23 protein-coding genes are annotated in these 25,968 nt (G+C 66.6%); 16 read left to right on the top strand and 7 right to left on the bottom strand.

Annotated elements, in window-relative coordinates; all coding sequences use genetic code 11:
• Positions 1 to 101: 101 nt before the first annotated feature.
• Entirely contained in the window at positions 102 to 2,390 is a 2,289-nt protein-coding gene (locus ACF3ND_RS04085) for an NADP-dependent malic enzyme (RefSeq protein ID WP_394064504.1), read from the top strand.
• Between the two features lie 70 nt (positions 2,391 to 2,460).
• Here the strand turns inward: ACF3ND_RS04085 and ACF3ND_RS04080 are convergent, their stop codons facing one another.
• Positions 2,461 to 3,456, bottom strand: a complete 996-nt coding sequence (locus ACF3ND_RS04080) for a tripartite tricarboxylate transporter substrate binding protein BugE (RefSeq protein WP_394064502.1) — start codon at positions 3,454 to 3,456, stop codon at positions 2,461 to 2,463.
• A gap of 153 nt (positions 3,457 to 3,609) precedes the next feature.
• On the opposite strand from ACF3ND_RS04080, the gene ACF3ND_RS04075 reads away from it, so the two are divergent.
• The 3 genes from ACF3ND_RS04075 to ACF3ND_RS04065 are packed head-to-tail and all read left to right on the top strand — an operon-like array spanning position 3,610 to position 6,343.
• Complete coding sequence (locus tag ACF3ND_RS04075; RefSeq protein ID WP_394064500.1) at positions 3,610 to 4,506, top strand: AEC family transporter; 897 nt, start codon at positions 3,610 to 3,612, stop codon at positions 4,504 to 4,506.
• A gap of 5 nt (positions 4,507 to 4,511) precedes the next feature.
• Positions 4,512 to 5,012 carry a tRNA (adenosine(37)-N6)-threonylcarbamoyltransferase complex ATPase subunit type 1 TsaE gene (gene tsaE / locus ACF3ND_RS04070; RefSeq protein ID WP_394064498.1) on the top strand — a complete coding sequence of 167 codons (501 nt, stop codon included), beginning with the start codon at positions 4,512 to 4,514 and terminating at the stop codon, positions 5,010 to 5,012.
• Positions 4,976 to 6,343, top strand: coding sequence for an N-acetylmuramoyl-L-alanine amidase (locus tag ACF3ND_RS04065; RefSeq protein WP_394064496.1), 1,368 nt, complete (start codon positions 4,976 to 4,978; stop codon positions 6,341 to 6,343). The genes tsaE and ACF3ND_RS04065 overlap by 37 nt, the downstream gene beginning before the upstream one ends.
• A 94-nt stretch (positions 6,344 to 6,437) precedes the next feature.
• Here the strand turns inward: ACF3ND_RS04065 and ACF3ND_RS04060 are convergent, their stop codons facing one another.
• Positions 6,438 to 7,091: a VTT domain-containing protein gene (locus ACF3ND_RS04060; RefSeq protein WP_394064494.1), complete on the bottom strand. Its 654-nt coding sequence runs from the start codon at positions 7,089 to 7,091 to the stop codon at positions 6,438 to 6,440.
• A gap of 239 nt (positions 7,092 to 7,330) precedes the next feature.
• Between ACF3ND_RS04060 and mutL the strand changes: the two genes are divergently transcribed.
• Together mutL and miaA are read left to right on the top strand one after the other, a co-directional pair.
• Complete coding sequence (mutL, locus tag ACF3ND_RS04055) at positions 7,331 to 9,196, top strand: DNA mismatch repair endonuclease MutL (RefSeq protein WP_394064492.1); 1,866 nt, start codon at positions 7,331 to 7,333, stop codon at positions 9,194 to 9,196.
• Positions 9,193 to 10,134: a tRNA (adenosine(37)-N6)-dimethylallyltransferase MiaA gene (gene miaA / locus ACF3ND_RS04050; RefSeq protein ID WP_394064490.1), complete on the top strand. Its 942-nt coding sequence runs from the start codon at positions 9,193 to 9,195 to the stop codon at positions 10,132 to 10,134. The genes mutL and miaA overlap by 4 nt, the downstream gene beginning before the upstream one ends.
• Before the next feature lie 124 nt (positions 10,135 to 10,258).
• Here the strand turns inward: miaA and purM are convergent, their stop codons facing one another.
• Complete coding sequence (gene purM, locus ACF3ND_RS04045) at positions 10,259 to 11,308, bottom strand: phosphoribosylformylglycinamidine cyclo-ligase (RefSeq protein ID WP_394064488.1); 1,050 nt, start codon at positions 11,306 to 11,308, stop codon at positions 10,259 to 10,261.
• A 54-nt stretch (positions 11,309 to 11,362) separates the two neighbouring features.
• Between purM and hda the strand changes: the two genes are divergently transcribed.
• From hda to folK, 4 genes are read left to right on the top strand one after another with little or no spacing between them, the layout of a single operon-like run.
• Complete coding sequence (gene hda, locus ACF3ND_RS04040) at positions 11,363 to 12,061, top strand: DnaA regulatory inactivator Hda (protein WP_394064486.1); 699 nt, start codon at positions 11,363 to 11,365, stop codon at positions 12,059 to 12,061.
• Between the two features lie 3 nt (positions 12,062 to 12,064).
• Complete coding sequence (locus tag ACF3ND_RS04035) at positions 12,065 to 12,766, top strand: HAD family hydrolase (RefSeq protein ID WP_394064484.1); 702 nt, start codon at positions 12,065 to 12,067, stop codon at positions 12,764 to 12,766.
• A 10-nt stretch (positions 12,767 to 12,776) separates the two neighbouring features.
• Positions 12,777 to 14,153, top strand: coding sequence for a polynucleotide adenylyltransferase PcnB (pcnB, locus tag ACF3ND_RS04030; RefSeq protein WP_394064482.1), 1,377 nt, complete (start codon positions 12,777 to 12,779; stop codon positions 14,151 to 14,153).
• A complete protein-coding gene (folK, locus tag ACF3ND_RS04025) occupies positions 14,150 to 14,635 on the top strand; it encodes a 2-amino-4-hydroxy-6-hydroxymethyldihydropteridine diphosphokinase (RefSeq protein ID WP_394064480.1) in 486 nt (161 codons plus the stop codon). Before pcnB ends, folK begins: the two co-directional genes overlap by 4 nt.
• A 95-nt stretch (positions 14,636 to 14,730) precedes the next feature.
• On the opposite strand, the gene ACF3ND_RS04020 is transcribed toward folK, so the two are convergent.
• Both ACF3ND_RS04020 and ACF3ND_RS04015 read right to left on the bottom strand, forming a co-directional pair.
• A complete protein-coding gene (locus tag ACF3ND_RS04020; protein WP_394064478.1) occupies positions 14,731 to 16,251 on the bottom strand; it encodes a fumarate hydratase in 1,521 nt (506 codons plus the stop codon).
• 36 nt (positions 16,252 to 16,287) lie between these two features.
• Entirely contained in the window at positions 16,288 to 17,055 is a 768-nt protein-coding gene (locus tag ACF3ND_RS04015) for a crotonase/enoyl-CoA hydratase family protein (protein ID WP_394064476.1), read from the bottom strand.
• A gap of 228 nt (positions 17,056 to 17,283) precedes the next feature.
• Between ACF3ND_RS04015 and glyQ the strand changes: the two genes are divergently transcribed.
• Genes glyQ through gloA form a run of 6 tightly spaced genes read left to right on the top strand, consistent with a single transcriptional unit; the run spans position 17,284 to position 22,889 of the window.
• A complete protein-coding gene (glyQ, locus tag ACF3ND_RS04010) occupies positions 17,284 to 18,192 on the top strand; it encodes a glycine--tRNA ligase subunit alpha (protein ID WP_394064474.1) in 909 nt (302 codons plus the stop codon).
• Positions 18,189 to 20,321: a glycine--tRNA ligase subunit beta gene (gene glyS, locus ACF3ND_RS04005; protein WP_394064472.1), complete on the top strand. Its 2,133-nt coding sequence runs from the start codon at positions 18,189 to 18,191 to the stop codon at positions 20,319 to 20,321. Before glyQ ends, glyS begins: the two co-directional genes overlap by 4 nt.
• A complete protein-coding gene (gene gmhB, locus ACF3ND_RS04000) occupies positions 20,321 to 20,860 on the top strand; it encodes a D-glycero-beta-D-manno-heptose 1,7-bisphosphate 7-phosphatase (RefSeq protein WP_394064470.1) in 540 nt (179 codons plus the stop codon). The genes glyS and gmhB overlap by 1 nt, the downstream gene beginning before the upstream one ends.
• A gap of 1 nt (position 20,861) precedes the next feature.
• Positions 20,862 to 21,611 carry a lysophospholipid acyltransferase family protein gene (locus ACF3ND_RS03995; RefSeq protein ID WP_394064468.1) on the top strand — a complete coding sequence of 250 codons (750 nt, stop codon included), beginning with the start codon at positions 20,862 to 20,864 and terminating at the stop codon, positions 21,609 to 21,611.
• A complete protein-coding gene (locus ACF3ND_RS03990; RefSeq protein WP_394064466.1) occupies positions 21,577 to 22,464 on the top strand; it encodes a M48 family metallopeptidase in 888 nt (295 codons plus the stop codon). Before ACF3ND_RS03995 ends, ACF3ND_RS03990 begins: the two co-directional genes overlap by 35 nt.
• A 29-nt stretch (positions 22,465 to 22,493) precedes the next feature.
• Positions 22,494 to 22,889: a lactoylglutathione lyase gene (gloA, locus tag ACF3ND_RS03985; RefSeq protein WP_394064464.1), complete on the top strand. Its 396-nt coding sequence runs from the start codon at positions 22,494 to 22,496 to the stop codon at positions 22,887 to 22,889.
• Positions 22,890 to 22,897: 8 nt separating this feature from the next.
• Here the strand turns inward: gloA and ACF3ND_RS03980 are convergent, their stop codons facing one another.
• Both ACF3ND_RS03980 and ACF3ND_RS03975 read right to left on the bottom strand, forming a co-directional pair.
• On the bottom strand, positions 22,898 to 23,305 hold the full coding sequence (locus ACF3ND_RS03980; RefSeq protein WP_394064462.1) for a VOC family protein: 408 nt from the start codon (positions 23,303 to 23,305) through the stop codon (positions 22,898 to 22,900).
• A 180-nt stretch (positions 23,306 to 23,485) separates the two neighbouring features.
• Complete coding sequence (locus tag ACF3ND_RS03975) at positions 23,486 to 25,741, bottom strand: acyl-CoA dehydrogenase (RefSeq protein ID WP_394064460.1); 2,256 nt, start codon at positions 25,739 to 25,741, stop codon at positions 23,486 to 23,488.
• Positions 25,742 to 25,968 lie beyond the last annotated feature (227 nt).

Raw genomic sequence — 25,968 nt, 5'->3', positions numbered from 1 at the left:
GTTTATCTACACTGGCTCCATGACTACAGCCGGCCCGCGCCGGCGCCCGACAACCGGTTTCTTGCCGGCCAGCTGGCCGGCAGCTTGCAAAAGAGGATGACATGAGCACGACGGTAGACCGACAGGCCGCCCTGGATTATCACGAGTTCCCCATTCCCGGCAAAGTCACCATTGCCGCGACCAAGCCGCTGGTCAGCCAGCGCGACCTGGGCCTGGCCTATTCGCCCGGGGTGGCGGCCGCCTGCGAGGAAATCGTCTCCGATCCGCAGAACGTGTTCCGTTTCACCGGCCGCGGCAATCTGGTGGGCGTGATCTCCAACGGCACCGCCGTGCTGGGCCTGGGCAATATCGGCGCGCTGGCCTCCAAGCCCGTCATGGAAGGCAAGGCCGTGCTGTTCAAGAAATTCGCCGGCCTGGACGTGTTCGACATCGAGATCAACGAAACCGATCCGGACAAGCTGGTGGACATCATCGCCGGGCTGGAGCCTACCTTCGGGGGCATCAACCTGGAAGACATCAAGGCGCCCGAGTGCTTCGAAGTCGAGCGCAAGCTGCGCGAGCGCATGAACATCCCGGTCTTCCACGACGACCAGCACGGCACGGCCATCTGCGTGACGGCCGCCTTCATGAACGGCCTGAAGGTCGTGGGCAAGGACATCAAGAAGATCAAGGTCGTGACTTCCGGCGCCGGCGCGGCCGCCCTGGCCTGCCTGGACCTGATGGTGGACATGGGCCTGCCCGAGGAAAACGTCTGGGTCACGGACATCGACGGCGTGGTCTACGCGGGCCGTCCCGGTCATCAGGTGCCCGAGCTGGCTCGCTTTGCCAAGCAGACCGAGGCTCGTACCCTCAATGACGTGATCGACGGCGCGGACGTGTTCCTGGGCCTGTCGGCCGGCGGCGTGCTCAAGCCCGAGATGCTCAAGAAAATGGCCGACCGCCCCTTCGTGATGGCCCTGGCCAACCCCACGCCCGAGATCCTGCCCGAGGCCGCCCGCGCCGCGCGCGAGGACGTCATCATGGCCACCGGCCGTTCGGACTTCCCGAACCAGGTCAACAATGTGCTGTGCTTTCCCTACATCTTCCGCGGGGCGCTGGATGTGGGCGCCACCACCATCACCCGCGGCATGGAAAAGGCCGCCGTGCACGCCATCGCCGCGCTGGCCGAAGAAGAGCAGGACGAGACCGTGGCTGCCGCCTATGGCGGCTATGGCCTGAGCTTCGGCCCCGATTACCTGATTCCCAAGCCTTTCGATCCCCGCCTGATCGTGCGCATTGCGCCGGCCGTGGCCCAGGCCGCCATGCAGGACGGCGTCGCCACCCGTCCGCTGTCGGACCTGGACGGCTACATCGCCAAGCTGCAGCAGTTCGTCTACCATTCGGGCGCCTTCATGAAGCCGGTGTTCGCCGTGGCCAAGCAGTTGGTGCGCGAAGGCGGCAAGGCGCGCATCGTCTTCACCGAAGGCGAAGAGGAGCGCGTGCTGCGCGCCGTGCAGGTCATCGTGGACGAGAAGCTGGCGCACCCCATTCTGGTGGGCCGGCCCGCCGTGCTGCTGTCGCGCATCAAGAAGTTCGGCCTGCGCCTGCGCCTGGGCGTGGACGTGGAAGTCACCAACCCCGAGTCCGACGACCGCTTCCACCAGTACTGGACCACGTACTGGGAAAAAATGTGCCGCCGCGGCATCAGCAAGGAAATGGCCCGCGTGGAGATGCGCCGCCGCCTGACGCTGATCGGCGCGACCATGGTGCACCTGGGCGATGCCGACGGCATGATCTGCGGCACCATAGGTTCTTACCACGCCCACCTGCGCTACATCGACGAGATGATCGGCCGCAAGCCCGGCTCCAGCGTCTATGCCGCCATGAATATCCTGTTGCTGGGCGAGCGCACCGTGGCCCTGACCGACACCCACGTCAACGACGATCCCAGCGCCGAACAGATCGCCGAATACACCGTGGAAGCCGCCAAGGCCCTGAGCTCGCTGAACCTGGAGCCCAAGGTGGCCCTGCTGTCGCGCTCGAATTTCGGCTCGGACGCCTCCTCCTCCGGTCCCAAGATGCGCCGCGCCCTGGAACTGGTGCACGAGAACGCCCCCGACCTGGAAGTGGACGGCGAAATGCATGCCGACTGCGCCCTGGACGAAGCCCTGCGCAACCGCACGCTGCCCACGTCCACCCTCAAGGGAGCAGCCAACCTGCTGGTCTGCCCGAACGTGGACTCGGGCAATATCAGCTACAACCTGCTCAAGACGGCGGCCGGGAGCAACGTGGCCATCGGCCCCTTCCTGCTGGGCGCCAACGCGCCCGTGCACATCCTGACCTACAGCTCCACCGTGCGCCGCATCGTCAACATGACGGCCCTGACGGTGATGCAGGCCAACCGGGTCTGATTCCCGCTGCTAAGGCAAAAAAAACCGGCCCCGAAGGGCCGGTTTTTTGTTGCAGCAAGAGCCGCGGGCCTTATTCCAGCTTGATGTTGCCTTTCTTGACCACGTCGTGCGCCCAGTCGTACTGCTCCTTGATCTCCTTGGCGAACTCCTCGGGCGTGTTGCCCGATGGCGTGGCGCCCTGTTTTTCCAGGGCGGCAATGATCTCGGGGGACTTGAGCGCCTGCACGGCGGCGTCATGCAGCTTGGCCACGATCTCGGGCGGAGTGCCCTTGGGGGCCAGCAGGCCGTACCAGGCGGGACTGTTCAGCTGCGGATAGCCTTCCTCGGCCAGCGTGGGCACGTCCTTCAGGGCGGCCAGGCGCTCGGGCCAGGCGATCGCCAGGGCGCGCAGGTTGCCGGACTGGATCTGGCCCATGGACGAAGGCAGGTTGTCGAACATGGCGTTGATCTGGCCGCCTACCGCGTCGGCCACGGCCGGGCCCGCGCCGCGATAGGGAACGTGCACGATGTCGGTGCCCGTGGCCAGCTTGAAGGCCTCGCCGAACAGGTGCAGCACCGAGCAGGTGCCCGAACTGCCGTAGGAATACTTGCCGGGATTTTCCTTGAGCTGCTGCACGAACTCCTTGAAGTTCTGCGCCGGGAACTTGGGATTGACCTCGATCACGTTGGGCAGGTTGGCGAAATTCGTCACCGGCACGAAATCGTTCAAGGGATCGTAGGGCAGGTCGTTGGGGCGGCAGGCCGGGTTGACGGCCAGCGTCGAAATGGTGGCGATGGACAGCGTGTAGCCGTCGGGCTTGGCGCGCGCCGCCTCGGCCGCTCCAATGGCGCCGCCGGCGCCGCCTTTGTTCTCCACCACCATGGACTGGCCCAGAACCTCGCTCATGCCCTTGGTGACGATGCGCGTCACGATATCGGTGGAGCCGCCGGGCGCGAACGGCACGATGACCCGGATGGCCTGCTTGGGGTAGTCTTCGGCCGCCCGGGCCGACTGGCTGAATCCGACTGCGGCCAGCCCTGCACAAAGGGATAAGAGCGCAAAGCGTCGATGGAGCGTAGATGTCATAGGGTGTCTCTCCTGAGAAAGCTTCTTTTTGGTACCTCCCCCTGGGTAAGGGGTGCTCATCAATAGTAGCGCAGCTGATCGAAAGCGTAGTCAAATAATGCAAAACCTATTGATGCAGGACAGGCCTGCACGCCCGCCGATATCACTTGCGCCATGCCCGCCATTTTCTCGCTGATCCTGCCCGACTTCCTGCTGATCGCCCTGGGAGCCTTGCTCCTGCATCGTTTCCGCTTCAGCGTCGAGTTTTTCCAGGGAGCGGAAAAGCTGGTGTACTACGTGCTCTTTCCCGCCCTTTTGTTCCACTCCATCACGCGCACGCCCCTGAGTCTGTCCGAAGCGTGGACGCTGCTGCTGGCCGCCGCCGCCCTGATCGCCGCCGGAACGGCGCTGGCCTGGCTGGCCCTGCCGGTCCTGAAGCCCGACCTGCGCCGGCACGCCTCGGTCACGCAGTGCGCCTTCCGCTTCAACACCTACCTGGGCATGTCGCTGGCCAGCGCCATCGCCGGCTCTTCGGGCGTGACCGTCATGGCATTGCTGGTGGGCTTTTCGGTGCCCATGGCCAATATGGTGGCCGTGACCGTGCTGGCGCGCGGCCAGCAAGGGCGCATCTGGGTCGAGCTGCTGAAAAATCCCCTGATCCTGGCCACGCTGCTGGCCCTGGCCTGGAACCTGCTGGGCCTGCCCCTGTCCGGTCCGGTGGAGGTGGCGCTGAGCCGCCTGGGCGCCTGCGCCCTGGGCGTGGGCCTGCTGTGCGTGGGCGCGACCCTGTCGGTGCAAGGCGCCCGGCAGGCCGGGCCGCTGATCGGCTGGATGGCCGTCGTCAAGCTGATGGCCCTGCCGCTCGTGGCCCTGCTGTCCGGCTGGCTGCTGCAGATGAGCCCCGTGGAGCGCCAGATGCTGCTGGTCTTCGCCGCCCTGCCCACAGCCTCCTCGGCGCACGTGCTGGCGGCGCGCATGGGCGGGGACAGCCGGCTGGTCGCACTGACCATGTCGATCGGCACTATACTAGCCGGCTTCACCATTCCATTCTGGCTGGCCATCGCCGGCTGAACGCCATGACACATGACACCCTGACGCTGACCCTGCCGGACGAGGAAGCCACCACCCGTCTGGCGGAACGCTTCGCGCCGCTGCTGACCGGGCAGGCGCCGGGCATGGGCCCCGGCGGGCGCATCCACCTGCACGGGGACCTGGGCGCGGGCAAGACGCACTTCGTGCGGGCGCTGTTGCGCGCCTGCGGCGTCGCCGGCCGGATCAAGAGCCCCAGCTACGCTCTGCTTGAAAGTTATAAAGTTTCTAGCTTATACTTCTATCACCTTGATTTCTATAGATTTAGCGATTCACGAGAATGGGTGGATGCTGGTTTTCGTGATATTTTGCAAGACAATGCGGTCGTGCTGATCGAATGGCCTGAAAAAGCAGGGAATTTACTGCCCCCGCCCGACCTGGATTTACACCTGGATTACTGTGGCGACGGTCGTCTGGCCACCCTGGATGCACACAGCGCCAAAGGAACGCTATGGATTACGACACTCGCCCCCAGCCAGCAGAAGTAGGCGCCCCCGGCAAGGCTCGTCGCCGATTCGTCGCCACGGCCACCACCCTGTTCCTGCTGCCCGTGATCCCGCGCCTGGCCAAGGCCAGCACGATCGTCGCCGTCCGCACCTGGCCCGCCGATGAATACACCCGCGTCACGCTGGAGATGGACAGCGAACTGAAGGCCGAGCACTTCACGCTGGAGAATCCCCACCGCATGGTGGTGGACATCCAGGGCCTGACCATGAACCGTACCATCGAAGAACTGGTGTCCAAGGTCCGCCCCAACGATCCCTACATACGCTCCGTGCGCGTGGGCCAGAACCGCCCCGACGTGGTGCGCCTGGTGCTGGACCTGAAGCAGGCCGTCGCCCCCCAGATCTTCACCCTCAAGCCCGTGGGCGAATACAAATACCGCCTGGTGCTGGACCTGTATCCGCGCATCGCCCAGGATCCGCTGGTCGCCCTGCAGATCCAGGACGACAACGATCCGCTGGCCTCCGTGCTGGAAAGTCTGGCTCAGAATTCGTCCGACGCTCCCGTGCCCACGGTCAAGGGCCAGTCCCTGCCGCCGGTGGCGCGCACGCCGGCCCCGCCCGTGGCCGTGCCCTCGCCGCCCTCGGCGCCCAGCACCAGCGGCAGTCCCAACCGCCCCCTGCTGATCGCGCTGGATCCCGGCCACGGCGGCGAAGACCCGGGCGCCATCGGCCCCGGGGGCACGCGCGAGAAAGACGTGGTGCTCAGCATCGCCCGGCGCCTGAAGCGCCTGATCGACGCCCAGCCCAATATGCGCACCTACCTGACGCGCGACGCGGACTTCTTCGTGCCGCTGCAGGTACGCGTGCAGAAGGCGCGGCGCGTCAAGGCCGACCTGTTCATCAGCATCCACGCCGACGCCTGGATCAAGCCCAGCGCGCGCGGCTCGTCCATCTACGCCCTGTCGCAGAACGGCGCCACCAGCTCGGCGGCCCGCTGGCTGGCCAAGAAGGAAAACGACGCCGACCTGATCGGCGGCATCAACCTGGGCTCGCACAACCGCCAGGTGGCGCAGATCCTGCTCGACTTGTCCACGGCGGCGCAGATCAACGATTCGGTCAAGGTCGGCTCGCGCGTGCTGGGCGAGATCGGCAAGATCAATCGCCTGCACAAGAACAATGTGGAGCGCGCGGGCTTCGCCGTGCTCAAGGCCCCGGACATCCCGTCCATCCTCATCGAGACCGCTTTCATCAGCAATCCCGAAGAGGAACGCCTGCTGCGCAGCGCCTCCCACCAGGACAAGATCGCCCAGGCCATGCTGACCGGCATACGCGGCTATTTCGCGGAGTTCCCGGCCCTGGCCAGCCGCGGCTGAAACATCCGCTCCCCCAAAAAAAACCGGCCCCCAGGCCGGTTTTTTTGTCGGCGCCCGGAACAGGCATGTGCCGCCCCGGCGCTTCGCTGTAAAGTCAGCTCAGGGGCGCATCGCCCTTGGCCTTGCGCTTGAACAGCTTCCACAGCGCGCCCGCCACCACGGGCACCGCGGCCGCGCTGATGCCGATCAGCACGATGGTGTTCAGATGCGCCTTGATGAAAGGCACGTTGCCGAAGAAAAAACCCAGCGTGATCAGGCCGCCCACCCACAGGACGGCGCCGGCGACGTTATAGAGCTGGAAACGCAGGGCGTTCATCTGGCCCACCCCGGCCACGAACGGCGCGAAGGTGCGGAATATGGGCAGAAAGCGGGATATCACGATGGTCTTGCCGCCGTGTTTTTCGTAGAAGGCGTGCGTCTTGATCAGGGCCTTGCGATCCAGGAAGCGCGAATCCGTGGTGAACACCTTGGGACCGATGAAACGCCCCACATAATAGTTAACTGTATTTCCCAGGATGGCGCCCACGATCAGCAGGCCGCCCAGCAGGACAGGATCGAGCATGCCCGAAGCGCCGAAGGCGCCGGCGATGAACAGGAGCGAATCGCCCGGCAGGAAAGGCAGGACCACAAGGCCGGTCTCGCCAAATACGATCAGGAACAGAATAAGGTAGATCCAGGCTCCATATTGCTCGACCCAGATGCCCAGGTACTGGTCAATATGGAGAATCATGCTGAATAAATCGGGCATATCTCGACACCAAAAAGAAACCGCGCCGCGCCTTCGGCTTGCCGCTCCGATTCGCCAGGCGCATGGCGGTCCGCAGGGATTGCCATGGGTCCGGGCTCATCCCCAAGGAGGCGCGTTTTACCTTGGGACGGCCGGACGGACACCATAGAATAAGCTAGTAAAATAAGCCGTTACCGTTTAAAACCCGCGGGCCCGCAGCAGCCGGCCCGACACCGATCAAACGCGAGGCAAGACGCCCCATGTCATCACGCCGCAGTATTATCCCACTCCCCGACTTGCTTGTAAGCCAAATCGCGGCCGGCGAGGTCATCGAGCGCCCCGCCTCGGTCTTGAAGGAGCTGCTGGAAAACGCCATCGACGCCGGCGCCCGCTCCATCGAGATCCGCCTGGACGGCGGCGGCATACGGCGCATCTCGGTCAGCGACGACGGCCACGGCATTCCCCGGGATGAACTGCCGCTGGCCCTGCAGCAGCACGCCACCAGCAAGATACGCACGCTGGACGAGCTGGAATCCGTGGCCTCCATGGGTTTTCGCGGCGAGGCCCTGCCCTCCATCGCCTCGGTGGCGCGCCTGACCTTGAATTCACGCACGCAGGACGATGCCCACGCCTGGGAATACGTCCCCGGCCAACCGGGCGCCGAACCCGCATCCGGCCAGATCGGCACTCGCGTGGACGTGCGCCAGTTGTTCGACGAGATCCCTGCGCGCCGCAAGTTCCTGCGCACCGAAGGCACCGAGTACGGCCACTGCGTCACGGCCCTGGAACGCATCGCGCTGGCGCAGCCGCAGATCGCCTTTCGCCTGTTCCACAATGACAAGCCCCAGCGCCACTGGCGCGCCGGCTCGCTGGAACAGCGCCTGCTGGAGATCCTGGGCAAGGATTTCGTGGACCAGAGCCTGCCCGTGGGGCAGGAGCAGGGGCTGATCGGGCTGCGCGGCCTGATCATCCATCCGGCGCATGCCCGTCCCAGCGCCGACAAGCAGTTTCTGTTCGTCAATGGCCGCTTCGTGCGCGACCGCACGGTGGCCCACGCCATACGCAGCGCCTACGCGGACGTGCTGCACGGCGACCGCCAGCCGGCCTATGCGCTGTTCCTGGACATAGATCCGTCCACCCTGGACGTGAACGTGCACCCGGCCAAGCACGAGGTGCGCTTTCGCGACAGCGGCGCGGTCTACCGCTTCGTGCTCCAGACCCTGAGCCAGGCCCTGGCGCAGGGCAGCATGGCCGGCGACACGCACGTAGGCGCCATGCCTCTGCCCGCCGGCGCGCCCGCCCCTGCGGACTCCTCCGCCGGCGTCCCAGCGGGCTTGGCGCCGCAGGAGCGCGAATCCCACGCCGTGACGGGCATGCCCTACACGCATCCGGCCCGCCAGGGCTGGCAGTCCAGCTTCAGCCTGCGCGAACCCGCCATGGCGCGTCCCACGGACTGGAAAAGCCTGTATCGCCCCGTCGAACCCCAGGCGCCCGCCCTTCCCGCGGCCGCCACGGCGCCCGCGGATGACGCCGCGCCGGACGAATTTCCCCTGGGCATGGCGCTGGGCCAGCTGCACGGCATCTACATCCTGTCCGAGACCCGCCAGGGACTGATCCTGGTGGACATGCACGCCGCGCATGAGCGCGTGGTCTACGAGCAGCTCAAGCAGGCGCTGGACGGGCGCGAACTGCCCCGCCAGGACCTGCTGGTGCCGGTGGTCTTCGCCTGCACGGAAAGCGACATCGCCCTGGTGGACGAACACCAGGACACCCTGGCCGAACTGGGCCTGGCCCTGAGCCCCGCCGGCCCCGCCACCCTGGCCGTACGCGCCGTCCCCGCCCTGCTGGCGCAAGGCGACATCGAATCGCTGGCGCGCGGCGTGCTGCGCGACCTGGCCCAGGTCGGCTCGTCCCGCCATCTGGCCGAGCAGCGCAACGAGCTGCTGTCCACCATGGCCTGCCACGGCGCGGTACGCGCGAACCGGCGCCTGACCATACCGGAGATGAACGCCCTGCTGCGCAAGATGGAGCAGACAGACCGCGCCGATCTGTGCAATCATGGCCGCCCTACCTGGTTCCAGTGGAAACTCAGCGAACTGGACAAACTCTTCATGCGTGGACAATGACGGATTTTCCCATACTGTGCCTGGCCGGCCCCACGGCCAGCGGCAAGAGCGCGACCACGCACACGCTGGCGCAGCATTGGCCGATAGAGATCATCGTCATGGACTCGGCCACCATCTACCGGGACATGGACATAGGCACGGCCAAGCCTTCGGCACAGGAGCAGGCGGCCATCCCCCACCACCTGCTGGACATCCGCGACCCGGCCGAGCGGTATTCGGCTGCGGAATTCACCGCCGACGCCGGCGCCCTGATCCGCGACATCCGCGCCCGCGGCCGCCTGCCGCTGCTGTGCGGCGGCACCATGCTGTACTACAAGGCCTTGCGGGAGGGCCTGAACGATCTGCCCGGCGCAGACCAGGCCATCCGCGACCAGTTGGACGAGCAGGCCAGGCAGGAAGGCTGGCCCGCCGTGCATGCGCGCCTGGCGCAGGTCGATCCTGAGACGGCCGCCCGCCTGGCGCCCAACGACAGCCAGCGCATCCAGCGCGCCCTGGAAATCTACCTGTCCAGCGGTCGCCCGATGAGTGTCTGGCTGAAGGAGCAGCGCCCTGCTCAGGACGACGGCCTGCGCTACGTCACGCTGAGCCTGGAGCCCTCGGACCGGCTGCAGCTGCATGCGCGCATCGCCCAGCGCTATCACGCCATGGTGGAACAGGGACTGGTGGACGAGGTGCGCGCCCTGTACGAGCGCGGCGACCTGCACATTGGCCTGCCCTCGGTGCGCTGCGTGGGCTACCGGCAGATCTGGGACTACCTGGACGGACAAACCAGCCTGGAGCAGGCCGTGGAGCAGGCCATCGCGGCCACCCGCCAGCTGGCCAAGCGCCAATTGACCTGGCTGCGCAGCGAGCCGGAACGCCGCCAGGTGGATTGCCTGGCGTCCGACGCGCCCCAACAGGTATGCGAGATCGTGCGGGAGTACTGGCCCGCAGCTTGAAAAGGCTGATCGACAGCACGGCTGACCCGGCGCAGCTCAGGACCGGACCAGCTCCCCCCCAAAAAAAACCCGACCCCGCAGCGGGATCGGGCTCTTACTATGCCGCCAGCGGAATGCGTGCGCGTCAGACCACCACGGTCTGGGGCTGGCCTTCTGCGCGCTCGACGATCTCGCCCAGCGTCCAGACCTGCTCGCCCTGGGCCTGCAGCGTGGCGCTGACGGCCTGGGCCTGTTCGGCGGAAACGATGATGACCATGCCGATGCCGCAGTTGAAGACCCGGTACATTTCCTCGTCGGCCACGTTGCCGTTGGCCTGCAGCCATTGGAACAGGGCCGGCATGGTCCAGGAATCGCGGCGCAGGCGGGCCGTCAGGTGATCCTGCAGGATGCGGGGCACGTTCTCCAGCAGGCCGCCGCCGGTGATATGGGCCAGGCCCTTGATGTCCGTGCCGTGCGCGGCCAGGGCGGCCAGGACGGATTTCACGTAGATGCGGGTGGGCTCCATGACCACGTCCGCCAGGGGACGGCCGTCCAGCTCGTCGGTGGGCTTGGCGTTGGCGTGCGCCAGGATCTTGCGGATCAGCGAATAGCCGTTGGAGTGCGCGCCGCTGGAGGCCAGGCCCAGCACCACATCGCCCGCGGCGATGGACTTGCCGTCGATGATGCGGGACTTCTCCACCGCGCCGACCGCGAAGCCGGCCAGGTCGTACTCGCCCTCGGGGTACATGCCGGGCATCTCGGCCGTCTCGCCGCCGATCAGGGCGCAGCCGGACAGTTCGCACCCCTTGGCGATGCCACCCACCACCTGGGCGGCGGTGTCCACCGACAGCTTGCCGCAGGCGAAATAATCCAGGAAGTACAAGGGTTCGGCGCCCTGGACTAGAATGTCGTTCACACTCATGGCCACCAGGTCTATGCCCACGGTGTCATGGCGCTGCCAGTCGAATGCCAGGCGCAGTTTGGTGCCGACGCCGTCGGTCCCCGAAACCAGCACCGGCTCCTTGAGGTGGGCAGGCACTTCGAACAGTGCGCCAAAGCCTCCGATTCCAGCCATGACGCCCGCGCGCATGGTCTTGGCGGCCAGTGGCTTGATGCGATCGACCAGGGCATCGCCCGCGTCGATATCCACGCCTGCATCGCGGTAGGTCAGGGAAACAGAAGAATTGTTTTTCATGAGAAAAGCCGTGGGATATGTGAAAATTGCGAGTTGGACGAAATTGTACGACACATGACCGAGCAACTGATTCTGGATATATCTCCAGCGCCGCCTGCTTCTCTGGACAACTTTGTTGCCGGAGCGAACCAGGCTGCGCTGCAGGCCCTGCGCCAGTGCGCTCCAGGACGTGCGGTCTATCTGTGGGGACCGCCCGGCGCGGGCCGCACGCACTTGCTGCGGGCCATGGCCAGCCGGGATGACAGCCGCTATTTTAGTGCAGATGAACCCCCGCAACCCATTCTTCGCATCGCCACCGACGACAGGCCCCCGCCCGGGCTGGTGGCGGTGGACGATATAGAACGTTTCGACCAGGCCGGCCAGGCGGCCGTGTTTGCACTGTACAATCGCTGGCGCGAATCGGCCACCCGGACGGACGCCTTCACGCTGGTGGTGTCGGGCGACCGCGCGCCCAAGGCCATGTCCGTGCGCGAAGACCTGCGCACCCGGCTGGGCTGGGACCTGGTCTTTCGCCTGGAGCACCTGTCGGACGCCCACCGGGCCGAGGCCATGCAGCAGCGGGCCCAGGCGCGCGGCCTGCAGCTTCAGGCCGAAGTCATCGCCTGGATCCTGACCCACTACGCGCGCGACATGAATCGCCTGAGCGCCCTGGTCGACGCGCTGGACAATTATTCATTGGTAAAGAAACGCCCCATCACTTTGCCCCTGCTCAAAGAACTGCTGGCCAACAGCCGGACCCAATCCTCTTCCTGAGTCATGACTGCCACTTCCTCTATCGCCCTTTTCGATCTGGACCACACCCTGCTTCCCCTGGACAGCGATTACCAATGGGCGGACTTCCTGGCCCGCAGCGGCCGCGCCGGCGACCCGCTCGAAGCCGTGCGCCGCAATGAAGACCTGATGGAACGCTACAACCAGGGCCTGCTCACCGCCGAGGAGTCGGCCGAATTCATGCTGGGCCTGCTGACCCGCGGCACCCAGGAGGAACTGCTCGCCTGGCAGGACGAATTCATGCAGGCCATCATCCTGCCCTCCATCACCCCGGCCGCGCGCGAGCTGCTGGCGCAGCACCAGGACCAGGGCCACCTGGTGGCCATCGTCACCGCCACCAATGAATTCGTCACCCGTCCCATCGCGGCCGCCCTGGGCGTGCAGCACCTGATCGCCACCACGCCGGAAATGCTCGAAGGTCGATACACCGGCAAGATCGCCGGCGTGCCCAGCTTCCAGGCAGGCAAGATCATCCGGGTCAACCAGTGGCTGCAAGGCATGGGAAAGACCCTCTCCGATTTCGAGCGCAGCTGGTTCTACAGCGACTCGCCCAATGACCTGCCCCTGATGGAGGTGGTCAGCCACCCCGTGGCCACCAATCCCAGCGACCGCCTGCGCAGCGTGGCCGTCGAGCGCGGCTGGGCCGTCATCGATCTGTTCGCTGACATGATGGACAGCAAATCGTAAAATCGAACGCATGCTTAAACGGACAATAAAAACATTCGTCAGCCGGCTCCTGAATCCGGCCCAGCGCGCCCGCCCCGACGGACCGCGCCGCTACGAGCGCCAGGAGCACGGCATAGACCGGCGCCTGGTCTCGCGCCATGCCGTCAAGGTCTGCGAAGTCCTCAGCCAGCACGGCTATGAAGCCTATGTGGTGGGCGGGGCCGTGCGCGACCTGATCGTGGGCCTGGAGCCCAAGGACTTCGACGTGGCGACCAACGCCACGCCCGAGCAGATCCGCGCCCTGTTCCGGCGCGCGCGCATCATAGGACGGCGCTTCCGGCTGGTGCACGTGGTCTTCGGCCAGGAAATCATCGAGACCTCGACCTTCCGGGCCGACGACAGCGGCAAGCAGACCGACGAGCACGGCCGCATCCTGCGCGACAACGAATTCGGCACGCTGCAGGACGACGCCGCGCGCCGCGACTTCACCCTGAATGCGCTGTATTACGACCCGCTGTCCGAGACCGTCATCGACTACCACAACGGCGTGGCCGACCTGAAGGAACGCCTGGTGCGCATCATCGGCGACCCCGAGACCCGCTACCGCGAAGACCCCGTGCGCATGCTGCGCGCCGTGCGCTTCGCCGCCAAGCTGGACGCGTCCATCGAAGCGAAGACGCACGAGCCCATCAAGCGCCTCTCGCGCCTGATCGAGAACGTGCCCGAATCGCGCCTGTGCGACGAGACCCTCAAGCTGCTCAATTGCGGGCACGCCATGGACTGCATCCGCCGCCTGCAGGACGAAGGGCTGCACAACAAGCTGCTGCCCATGATCGAGCCCCTGCAGCGCCTGCCCCACGGCGAGGCCTTCCTGGACATGGCGCTGGCCCGCACCGACAGCCGCGTGCGCGCCGGCAAGTCGGTCAGCCCCAGCTTCATCTATGCCTGCCTGCTCTGGAAACTGGTCCAGAAGGATTGGCTGCTGCGCTGCGACAAGGGCGAGCATCCCCAGCAGGCCTTGCTGGAGGCGGCCGATATGGTCATCGAGTCGCAGACCCGCGTCATGCCCATCCAGAAGCGCTACCAGTCCGACATGCGCGAGATCTGGTTCATGCAGCCGCGCTTCGAACGTGTCGCCAACCGCGCCATCTGGCGCATGACCGAACAGCCGCGCTTTCGCGCCGCCGTGGACTTTCTGCAACTGCGCGCCGAAGCCAAGGAAGTGGACAGCGTGCTGGCGCAATGGTGGATGGACCTGGCCAATGCAGGCGATGACGAGCGCAGCGAGATGATCGCCGTGCGCAAGCCCGCCGGCGCCACCGCCGCGCCCCGCAGCGGCCAGCGCCGCAATCGCCGCCGGCGCTCCAACGCCAAGCGCACCCAGCAGGCCGGCGGCATCGAGGCATGAGCGCGCCCCTGGTCACCGCCTACGTGGGCATGGGCGCCAACCTGGGACAGGCCCGCCAGACGCTGGAGGCCGCCGCCGCCGAACTGGCCGCCACGCCCGGCGTGCAGGACCTGGAGCTGGCGCGCTTCTACCGCACGGCGCCGGTCGATGCCGGCGGTCCGGACTACACCAATACCGTGGCGCGCCTGCGCTGCACCCTGTCGGCGCTGGAGCTGCTGGACCGCCTGCAGGCCATCGAACTGGAGCATGGCCGCACCCGCCTGTACCGCAACGCGCCGCGCACCCTGGACCTGGACCTGCTGCTGTACGGCGAAGCGCCCATCTCCCACGAGCGCCTGACCGTGCCCCATCCACGCATGCACGAGCGCGCCTTCGTGCTGGTTCCCCTGGCGGAGCTGGCCCCCGGATTGCGTCTGGCCCAGGGCAGCCTGTCCGATCTGCTGGCCCGCGTCGGCGACCAGGACATCGCTCCGCTGGATTGAAGCCGTCGGACACAGGACGACACGAAAAAAGCCCGCGCATTGCGCGGGCTTTTTCATGCTTCATGCGGCGGGACGGGCGTCCCGCCGTGCCGGACTCAGATCGCGACCAGCGGGATCTCGGCGATACGCTTGCGCCATTCGGCCGGGCCGGTATTGTGCACCGACACGCCTTCGGAATCCACGGCCACCGTCACAGGCATGTCCTTGACGTCGAACTCGTAGATGGCTTCCATGCCCAGGTCCTCGAAAGCGACGACCCTGGCGCCGCGGATGGCCTTGGACACCAGATAGGCCGAGCCGCCCACGGCCATCAGGTAGGCCGACTTGTGGGCGCGGATGGACTCGATGGCGACCGGGCCGCGCTCGGCCTTGCCTATCATGGCGATCAGGCCGGTCTTGGACAGCATCATGTCGGTGAACTTGTCCATGCGGGTCGCCGTGGTCGGGCCCGCAGGACCCACGACCTCGTCGCCCACGGGATCGACGGGGCCCACGTAGTAGATGACGCGATTGGTGAAGTCCACGGGCAGGGACTCGCCCTTTTCCAGCATGTCCTGGATGCGCTTGTGGGCGGCGTCGCGGCCGGTCAGCATCTTGCCGGACAGCAGCAGGGTCTCGCCGGGCTTCCAGGAGGCGACCTCGGCCGGCGTCAGGGTATTCAGGTCCACCTGGCGGGACTTGTTGTAGTCGGGCGCCCAGTGGATGTCGGGCCAGGCCGACAGCGGCGGAGGCGTCAGTTCGGCAGGGCCGCTGCCGTCCAGGGTGAAGTGCGCATGACGCGTGGCGGCGCAGTTGGGGATCATGGCCACGGGCTTGGAGGCGGCGTGCGTGGGGAAGGTGTTGATCTTCACGTCCAGCACGGTGGTCAGGCCGCCCAGGCCCTGGGCGCCTATGCCCAGCGCATTGACCTTCTCGTAAAGCTCGATGCGCAGCTCTTCCAGCTTGTTCTGCGGGCCGCGCTGCAGCAGCTCGTACATGTCGATGTCTTCCATCAGGGCTTCCTTGGCCATCAGCATGGCCTTCTCGGCGGTGCCGCCGACCCCGATGCCCAGCATGCCGGGCGGACACCAGCCGGCGCCCATGGTGGGCACCGTCTTCAGCACCCAGTCCACCAGCGAGTCGCTGGGGTTCAGCATGACGAACTTGCTCTTGTTTTCCGAACCGCCGCCCTTGGCGGCCACCTGCACGTCGACCCGGTCGCCTGCGACCAGTTCGACGTTGACGATACAGGGCGTGTTGTCGCGCGTGTTCTTGCGCGTGAACAGGGGATCCGTCAGGATGGAGGCGCGCAGCGGATTGTCGGGGTTCAGGTAGCCGCGGCGCACCCCTTCGTCACACAGCTCCTGCAAGGAACGCTGGGTGTCGAAGCGCACGCCCATGCCCACCTTCAGGAACACATTGACCACGCCCGTGTCCTGGCAGATGGGCCGATGACCTTCGGCGCACATGCGCGAATTGGTCAGGATCTGGGCGATGGCGTCCTTGGCGGCCGGGTTCTGCTCGCGCTCGTAGGCGCGCGCCAGATGCTGGATGTAGTCGGTGGGATGGTAATAGCTGATGAACTGCACCGCGTCGGCGATGGACTGAATCAGATCGTCTTCTTTGATCGTGGTCATGGTGGCGTCTATAAAACGGAGTGAAACGAAGGGAAATTACTTGCCCTGCCAGACGGGCTCGCGCTTCTCGGCGAAGGCGGTGGCGCCTTCCTTGGCGTCGGCGGAGGTGAAGATGGCGGCGATGCGCGGACGCTGCAGGTCGAACATGTCGGCCTGGCGCCAGTCGCGCGATTCGGCAATGATGCGCTTGGCGGTCTGCACGGCCAGCGGACCGTTGGCGGCGATCCGGGCGGCCAGCTCCAGGGCCTGCCCGCAGGCCTGGCCCTCGTCCGCCAGACGGCTGACCAGGCCCAGCTCGGCCATGCGTTCGGCCGGGTACATGCCGCCGGTCAGCACCATTTCCATGGCCACGTGATAGGGCACGCGGCTGGGCAGGCGCACCATGCCGCCCGAGCCGGGCACGATGCCGCGCTTGACCTCGGGCAGGCCGAACGAAGCCTTGCGCGAGGCGACGATCAGGTCGCAGGACAGGGCGATCTCGAAACCGCCGGCCAGGCAATAGCCCTCCACGGCCGCGATCAGGGGCTTGCGGGGCGGGCGCTCGCAGATGCCGGCAAAGCCGCGCTCGCCCACATAGGGACGCTGGCCGGTCTTGGCGAAGGCCTTCAGGTCCATGCCGGCGCAGAAGGTCTGGTTCGCGCCCGTGAGCACGCCCACCGCCACGTCCGGGCTGCCGTCCAGCTCGTCCAGCGCCTGGGCCAGCTCCTGGGCCGTCTCCAGGTTGATCGCATTGCGCGCCTCGGGACGGTTCAGCGTGATGAGCAGCACCTTGCCGATGCGTTCGAGCTTGACGAGTTCACCCATGGATATGGCCTCCTGAGACGCCGGCCAGATAAAGCCGGCAAATAAGCGAAGTTTGAATAAACGCATATCATACGTCTAAAACTGTGCTACCCGCTGAGGCGGGTCCGGCCCCGCCCGTGGCCCGGACGGCGCGGCCCGGGCCGGCGGCGGGCGCTTTTATGCTGCAAGCGCGCAGTTCACGGTAAAATAGAAAAATTTTGCGGCTTCTCGCTTTACTGGCCATTGCTCATGCTCACCTTTCAGCAAATCATACTTACGCTCCAGCAATACTGGGACAAGCACGGATGCGCGCTGCTTCAGCCCTACGACATGGAAGTCGGCGCCGGCACCTCCCACACGGCGACCTTCCTGCGGGCCATAGGCCCCGAACCCTGGCGCGCCGCCTATGTGCAGCCTTCGCGCCGCCCCAAGGACGGCCGCTACGGCGACAATCCCAACCGCCTGCAGCACTACTACCAGTTCCAGGTGGTGCTCAAGCCCGCCCCTGAGAACATCCTGGACCTGTACATAGGCTCGCTGGAGGCGCTGGGCATCAATCCCAAGGCGCACGACATCCGCTTCGTCGAGGACGACTGGGAAAACCCCACGCTGGGAGCCTGGGGCCTGGGCTGGGAAGTCTGGCTCAACGGCATGGAAGTCACCCAGTTCACCTACTTCCAGCAGGTGGGCGGCCTGGACTGCACGCCCACGACCGGCGAGATCACCTACGGCCTGGAGCGCCTGGCCATGTACCTGCAGGGCGTGGAAAGCGTCTACGACCTGGTCTGGACCGAAGGCCACAACGGCCAGCGCATCTACTATCGCGACGTCTTCCACCAGAACGAAGTGGAGCAGTCCGCCTACAACTTCGAGCATGCCAGCACCGAAGTGCTGTTCGCGCACTTCAACGACCACGAAGGCGAAGCCAAGCGCCTGATCGACGTGCCGCTGGCCCTGCCCGCCTACGAACAGACCCTGAAAGCCGCCCATACCTTCAACATGCTCGATGCGCGCGGCGCCATCAGCGTCACCGAGCGCGCCGCCTACATCGGCCGCATCCGCAATCTGTCGCGCGCCGTGGCGCAGGCTTATTACGATTCCCGCGAACGCCTAGGTTTCCCCATGCTGACCAAGAACACCACGGAGGCCAGCGAATGAGCGCCTCCAACACGCAGCCTTTGCTGGTCGAGCTCTTCACCGAAGAACTCCCTCCCAAGGCATTGAACCAACTGGGCCAGGCCTTTGCCGAAGGCCTGCAGAAGATCCTGGGCGAACAGGCCCTGCTGGCCGAGGGCTGCGAACTGCGCGCCTACGCCACCCCGCGCCGCCTGGCCGCCTGGTTCAGCGCCGTGCACAAACAGGCCGACGACCAGCCCTACACTGAAAAACTGATGCCCGCCCACATCGGCCTGACCGAGGACGGCCAGATCGCCCCCGCCCTGGCCAAGCGCCTGGACGCCAAGGGCCTGGGCCACCTGGGCGCGGGCGACCTGGTGCGCGAATCCGACGGCAAGCAGGACTATCTCTACGCCCGCGGCGTGGCGCCGGGCGCCGCCCTGCAGGACGGCCTGCAACAGGCCCTGGACTGGGCCATAGGCCATCTGCCCATCCCCAAGGTCATGCGCTACCAGCTGGCCGACGGCGTCACCAGCGTGCGCTTCGTGCGCCCGGCCCACGGCCTGGTCGCGCTGTGGGGCTCGGACATCGTTCCCGTCAGCGCGTTGGGCCTGCAGGCCGGCCGCCGGACCCACGGCCATCGCTTCATGTGCGACACCCCCTTCGACATCCGCGATGCCGACTCCTGGGCCGCCCAGATGCTGGAGCAAGGCAAGGTCGTGCCCTCCTTCGAAACCCGCCGCGAGCAGATCCGCCAGGACCTGGAAAACCAGGCCCGCGCCCTGAACGCCACGCTGGGCCAGGACCCCGAAGTCGAGGCCCTGCTGAACGAAGTCACCGCCCTGGTGGAATTCCCGACCATCTACGTGGGCGAGTTCGACGAGCAATTCCTGAAGGTGCCGTCCGAGTGCCTGATCCTGACCATGCGTCTGAATCAGAAGTACTTCCCTCTGTTCGACCCCGCCACCCAGGCGCTGACCAATCGCTTCCTGATCGTCAGCAACATGCGCGTGGACAACCCGGTCAACATCATCGAAGGCAACCAGCGCGTGGTGCGCCCCCGTCTGGCGGACGCCCAGTTCTTCTTCGAGACCGACCGCAAGCTGCCCCTGGCCGAGCGCGTGGCCACGCTGGCCAACAGCGTCTACCACAACAAGCTCGGTTCGCAGCTGGAACGCGTCGACCGCCTGCAGGCCGTCGCCGGCTATATCGCCGACCAGCTGGGCGCGGACAAGGCCCGCGCCCAGCGCGCCGCCCTGCTGGCCAAGGCGGACCTGAATTCCAACATGGTCGGCGAATTCCCCGAACTGCAGGGCGTGATGGGCGCCTACTATGCCCAGGCCGACGGCGAGGCCGAGGACGTGGTCCTGGCCATCCGCGAGCAGTACCGCCACCGCCTGGACCAGCCCGTGCATCCCCGCACCCTGACCCAGGCCGTGCTGTTCCTGGCCGAGCGCGCCGAGGTGCTGGTCGGCATCTGGGGCATAGGCCTGGCGCCCACGGGCGAACGCGACCCCTATGCCCTGCGCCGCGCCGCGCTGGGCCTGATCAGCGCCTACGAGCAGCTGGAGCGCGGCGGCTACTTCGACAACCGCAGCCTGGACCTGGGCGCGCTGCTGAACCACACCGCCTCGCTGTTCAAGGACGGCATGCTGGCCGCCGACACCGTGCCGGCCGTGCAGTCCTTCATCTACGAGCGCTACCGCAACCAGTTGGGCAACGAATACGACCGCAACGTGGTCGACGCCGTCCTGGCCCTGCAGCCGCCGCTGGAGCAGGTGCACGCCCGCATCCAGGCCTGCGCCTCCTTTGCGCAGCGCCCCGAGGCCGACAGCCTGGCCGCCGCGAACAAGCGCGTCAGCAACCTGCTCAAGAAGGCCGATGGCGCACTGGCCGCGCTGGACCCCGCCCTGCTGGTGGAGCCCGCCGAACGCGAGCTGGCCGAACTGGTTGCGCAATTGCAGCCGGTGGCGCAGCAGCAGTTCGAAGCCGGCGAATTCGACGCCTCCCTGGCAACCCTGGCCCAGGCGCGCAGCGCCGTGGACGCCTTCTTCCAGGACGTCATGGTCATGGCTGACGACCCGGCCGTGCGCGCCAACCGTCTGGCCCTGCTGGGCAAGCTGCACCAGCTGATGAACCAGGTGGCCGACATTTCGGGGCTGGCTCGATAGTGAAGCTCGCCATCATCGATCGGGACGGCGTCATCAACCAGGACAGCGACGCCTTCATCAAAAGCCCGGACGAATGGGTGCCCATTCCGGGCAGCCTGGAGGCGCTCGCGCGCCTGACCGAGAACGGCTGGAAGGTGGTCGTCGCCACCAACCAGTCGGGCCTGGCGCGCGGCCTGTTCAGCATGGCCACGCTCAACGCCATCCATGCCAAGATGCGCCGCGAACTGGCGCTGCACGGCGGCCTGATCGACGCCATCTTCATCTGTCCGCACGGACCGGACGACGGCTGCGCCTGCCGCAAGCCGGCATCGGGCATGTTCCGCGACATCGCGCAGCGCTACGAGATCAGCCTGCAGAACGTGCCCGCCGTGGGCGACTCACTGCGCGACCTGCAGGCCGCCGCCGCGCTGGGCTGCGCGCCCTGGCTGGTGCAGACCGGCAAGGGACTGCGCACCCTGGAAAAAGGCGGCCTGCCCGAGGGCACCCGGATCGAGGCCGATCTGGCGGCCGTCGCCGACAAATGGCTCAGCGAGACCTGACATGGGCATCATCCGCGCCACGCTCTACCAGCTCTTCCTGCTGGTCACCGTCATCCCCTATGCCTTCGCCTGCCTGCTGTGGGCTCCCCTGCCCCTGGACTGGCGCTACCGTCTGACCGTGGGCTGGCCGCGCCTGGCCCTGTGGGGCGCGCGCGTCATCCTGGGCATACGCTGGCAGACCAAAGGCTGGGAGAACCTGCCCGACGGCAAGGCCGTCATCCTGTCCAAGCACCAGTCTGCCTGGGAGACCCTGTTCTTCCCCGGCCACATGCCGCGCCAGGTCTGCTTCGTCTATAAAAAAGAACTGCATCGCGTACCCTTTTTCGGCTGGGGCCTGGCCCTGCTGCGCATGATTCCCATCGACCGCTCCAAAGGCCGCGACGCCTTCGAACAGGTCATACGCGTAGGCCAGCAGCGCATCGACGAAGGACGCTGGCCCCTGCTGTTCCCCGAAGGCACGCGCACCGCGCCGGGCACGACAGGCCGCTACAAGATGGGCGGCGCCCTGCTGGCCAGCCGCACCGGCACGCCCGTCATCCCCGTGGCCCACAACGCCGGCGAGTGCTGGCGCCGCAACGCCTTCGTCAAGACGCCGGGGCTGGTCACGGTTTCCTTCGGTCCGCCCATCGATCCTGCCGGCCTCACGCCCGAAGAATTGAACCAACGCGTGCAGGAATGGATCGAAACCGAAATGCGCGTCCTGAACCCCGAACGCTATGCCGGTACCTCCACAACTGGCGCTGTTTCCTGACACCGCCTTTCCCCACCCCGAGCAGCGGCCCGCGCCGTCCGCCGAACAGCCCGCCCTGCCCGCCAGGGCGCCCGCGCCGCTGACCGTCAAGCCCGACACCCTGCCCGCGGGCGTGCAGTGGCGCCATATCGTGCTGGACGGCCACGACATAGGCTACCAGCTGAAACGCTCGCGGCGCCGCACCGTGGGCCTGACCATCAACGACAGCGGCCTGACCGTCTCCATCCCTTCCTGGATCAAGCTGAGCCAGGCCGAGCAGGTCCTGCAGCGCAAGACGGACTGGGTCGTGCGCAAGCTGCAGGAATACCGCGAACGGCGCGAACAGCTGGCCCTGAACCGGCTGCGCTGGCAGGACGGCGACTGCCTGCCCTACATGGGCGCCTCCATCCGGCTGGCCCTGGACCCGACCGCCCAGCAGATCAGCTTCAGCGGCGCGCCCCTGGCTCCGCAGGCCGGCGACTGCCTGTGCCTGCCCCTGCCCATGCAGGCCGACTCGCGCCGCGTCCAGGAACTGACCCAGGCCTGGCTGCAGCAGCAGGCCCGGCAGTGGTTTGAACAACGCCTGGCGCACTATCTCCAGGCGGCCGGACTGACGGCCCGGAAACTGCGCCTGGCGGCCCCGGCCAAGCGCTGGGGCTCATGCAGCAGCGACGGCACCATCATGCTGAACTGGCGGCTGATACACTTTGAGCCGTCCGTCATCGATTATGTGGTCGCCCACGAGGTGGCCCACTTGAAAGAAATGAACCATGGCCCCCGATTCTGGGCCCTGGTCGAGACGCTTTATCCGGACTTCATGCGCGCCCGCAACCATCTGCGGCAACATGACCCGGGCACCCTGCCCCTGCTGTAAGGCAGGCTGAACTCAAGGAGCTTTTACCCATGCGTATCCTGCACACCATGCTGCGTGTCGGCAATCTGGACCGTTCCCTGGCCTTCTACACCGAAGTGCTGGGCATGAAGCTGCTGCGCAAGTCGGACTACCCCGACGGCCGCTTCACACTGGCTTTCGTCGGCTACCAGGACGAGGCCGACGGCGCCGTCCTGGAACTGACCCACAACTGGGACACCGAATCCTACGACCTGGGCAACGCCTACGGCCACATCGCCCTGGAAGTGGAAGACGCCTACAAGGCCTGTGAAGACATCAAGGCGCGCGGCGGCAAGGTCGTGCGCGAGGCCGGTCCCATGAAGCACGGCACCACCGTCATCGCCTTCGTGGAAGATCCCGACGGCTACAAGATCGAGCTGATCCAGGCCAAGGGCCGCGTGGACTGATTCCAGCCTCAGCCGCCGGACATGGCGGCCGGGTCCATCCAGGCCGCCTCCCACACATGCCCGTCCGGATCGGCAAGATTGCGGTTGTACATGAAGCCCAGGTCCTGCCTGGGGTTGATGTCCGCCATTCCTCCATGCCGGGCGGCCGCCTCGTTCATGCGATCGACGGCGTCGCGGCTCTCGCAGGAAAGCGCCAGCATCACCTCGCTGGCCTCGGCGGCGGGGATGGGACGGCTGGTGAAGGTGCGCCACCGCTCGTGGGTGTGCAGCATCACATTGATGGCCTCGCTCCATACCATGCAGGCGGCGCTCTGGTCGGTGAAGCGCGGGTTGTTGGTAAAACCCAGGGCTTCGTAGAACGCCACGGACCGCGGCAAGTCCGTCACCGGCAGATTCACGAAAATCATTTTCTGCATGTCAGTCTCCTTGCGCAATGCAGCGCAGGCCGGCGGCCATCCGCCCAAAGCCTGCCTGTCAGCCCAAGCTTAAAGACGTTCCCATGCATGGAAAACGGAATTTGGTAAGGGAACGCATCCGTCTGGCACGCGTGCCGGGGCACGCTCGAGCTCAAGCGCAAGAATTGGCAACAACCAGAGTCAGGCCGGCTGGGAACCGTCCGGGCCGCCGCCGCTGCCATTGGTCCGCGCAAAGGCGTCCGCCGGGAAGTCGTCCACGGCAATGACATCGGCCACCGCCTGCTGATAGGCCTCGATCAGGGCGGCCTGCTCGATGGTGATGGCGCCCTTGTCCCGCGCGATGCGCCAGTCGGCCAGGCCGGCCTTGCGCACCTGGTCCAGCAGCGGCTGGGCCTGCACCGCCAGGCTGAAGGCGCGTTCCAGCAAGGCGACGGAGGGCGTGTCATGTCCTTCCCAGACCGCGCCCACCAGGCGGTCGCGCGAGCCGGACGATTCCAGCAGGATCCCGGCCGCCTTGCGGGTCAGCTCATCGCACGGCGGGCGCGCCGCCAGCCCGAATGGCCGCAGCAGCACTCGCAGAAGCCACGCCAGCGGGCGGGAAGGCAGATTGGACAGAACCTCGTCCATGCGCCTGTCCAGGCGCGCCAGGCTGTCCCGCGCGCACCAGTGCACCAGGGGCAGGTCGGAATGATGGCGCCCTTCATCGTTCCAGCGCTTGAGCACGGCGGACAGCAGGAACAGTTCGGCCAGCATGTCGCCCAGGCGGGCGGACAGCATTTCCTTGCGCTTCAGGCTGCCTCCCAGCGACAGCAACGCACATTCCGCCAGCAGCGCGAACGCGGCGGCATAGCGGTCCAGGCGCCGATAGACCGGCGCGATCTCGCCGGCCTGGCGAGGCCAGCGGCCGATCAGGCCGCCCGTCCAGGCCATGCCGGTAGCGCGCAGCGCATTGCGCACGCTGTGAGCCAGATGGCGCCAGATGACGGCGTCGAAATCATCCTCGCCCTGCTGCTCGTCCGGATTGGACAGGGCCTTGACTTCCTGCATGAGCCAGGGATGGGAGCGGATCGCCCCCTGGCCGAAGACGATCAGGCTGCGGGTCAGGATATTGGCGCCTTCCACCGTGATGGCCACGGGCAGCGCCCGATACAGGCTGGAGAGGTAATTGTTCGGACCGTCGATGACGGCCTTGCCCGCATGCACGTCCATGGCCGCGTTGACCGATTCACGCATGCGCTCGGTGCAGTGCAGCTTCATGATGGCCGAGACGACCGCCGGCTTGACGCCCTGGTCCAGCCCGGCGCAGGTCATGCGCCGCGCCGCCTCCACCACGTAGGCATTGCCCGCCATGCGCCCCAGCATTTCCTGCACGCCTTCGAACTTGCCGATGGGGATGCCGAACTGGGTGCGTACGCGCGCATAGGCTCCGCTGGTGTGGGCGGAGAACACGCAGGCGGCCGCCGCCAGCGAGGGCAGCGAGATGCCCCGGCCCGCGGCCAGGGCGCTCATCAGCATGATCCAGCCCTTGCCGGCCTGGGCCGGGCCGCCGATCAGGGCGTCGATGGGCACGAAGACATCCTTGCCTTGCGTGGGACCGTTCTGGAACACCTGCATGGCCGGCAGATGCCGGCGCCCGATGGTGATGCCGGGCAAGTCGGTGGGGACCAGCGCCACGCTGATGCCCGGCTCCGGATCATCGCCCAGCAGGCCTTCCGGATCCTGCAGCTTGAAGGCCAGGCCCAGCACGGTGGCGACCGGGGCCAGGGTGATGTAGCGCTTGGACCAGTTCAAGCGTATGCCCAGCACGGAGCGGCCGTCCACGTCCTGCCGGCAGACCACGCCCGTGTCCACCATGGATGCGGCGTCCGAGCCCGCTTCGGGACTGGTCAGGCCGAAGCAGGGAATTTCCTGGCCGCTTGCCAGGCGCGGCAGCCAATGGCGGCGCTGCTCGTCGGTGCCGAACTGCAGCAGCAGCTCGCCCGGCCCCAGGGAATTGGGCACCATGACCGTGACGGCGGCCGTGATGGAACGCACCGCGATCCGGCGCACCACTTCCGAATGCGCATAGGCCGAGAACCCCAGGCCGCCGTATTCGGCCGGGATGATCATGCCGAAAAAACCCTGTTCGCGCAGAAAGGCCCAGACCGTCGGAGGCAGGTCGCCCCGCACCCACTGGGTGTCCCATTCGTCCAGCATCTTGCACAGTTGCGCCACGGGACCGTCCAGGAAGGCCTGCTCCTGCGTCGTCAACCGCGCGGGCGGCACGGCCAGCAGCTTCTGCCAGTCGGGCCGGCCGGAAAACAGTTCGGCTTCCCACCAGGTATCGCCAGCGTCTATGGCCTGCTGTTCGGTGGCTGACAAGCGTGGCAGGGCATCCCGTCCCAGACGGTACAAAGGAACCGTCAACCATTTTCTGCGCCAGGCTTTCCAGTCCATAATGTCTCCTTAAGAACCTGTTCGATGTCTTTTCATAGCGCCTGTTCCCCCTACCGGCTCGTGGATGCAAGATGCAAGGCGCAGCCGGGCTGGTAGCCCGGCGAGTACTTGCAACGCCGCGGACGCAGCTGGTAGAGGTAAGCCTTCGGGCCCGTGCTCGCGCCACGCCCCTCGTCGTTGCGCGGCTTGCTCAGGCGCGGAGCATGAGCGGCGCCACTCGCCTAGAT

It is taken from the genome of Alcaligenes sp. WGS1538 (genome assembly GCF_043187505.1).
In the GTDB taxonomy this organism is placed as follows: domain Bacteria; phylum Pseudomonadota; class Gammaproteobacteria; order Burkholderiales; family Burkholderiaceae_B; genus Alcaligenes.
This window is presented reverse-complemented; position numbering and strand designations above follow the sequence as displayed.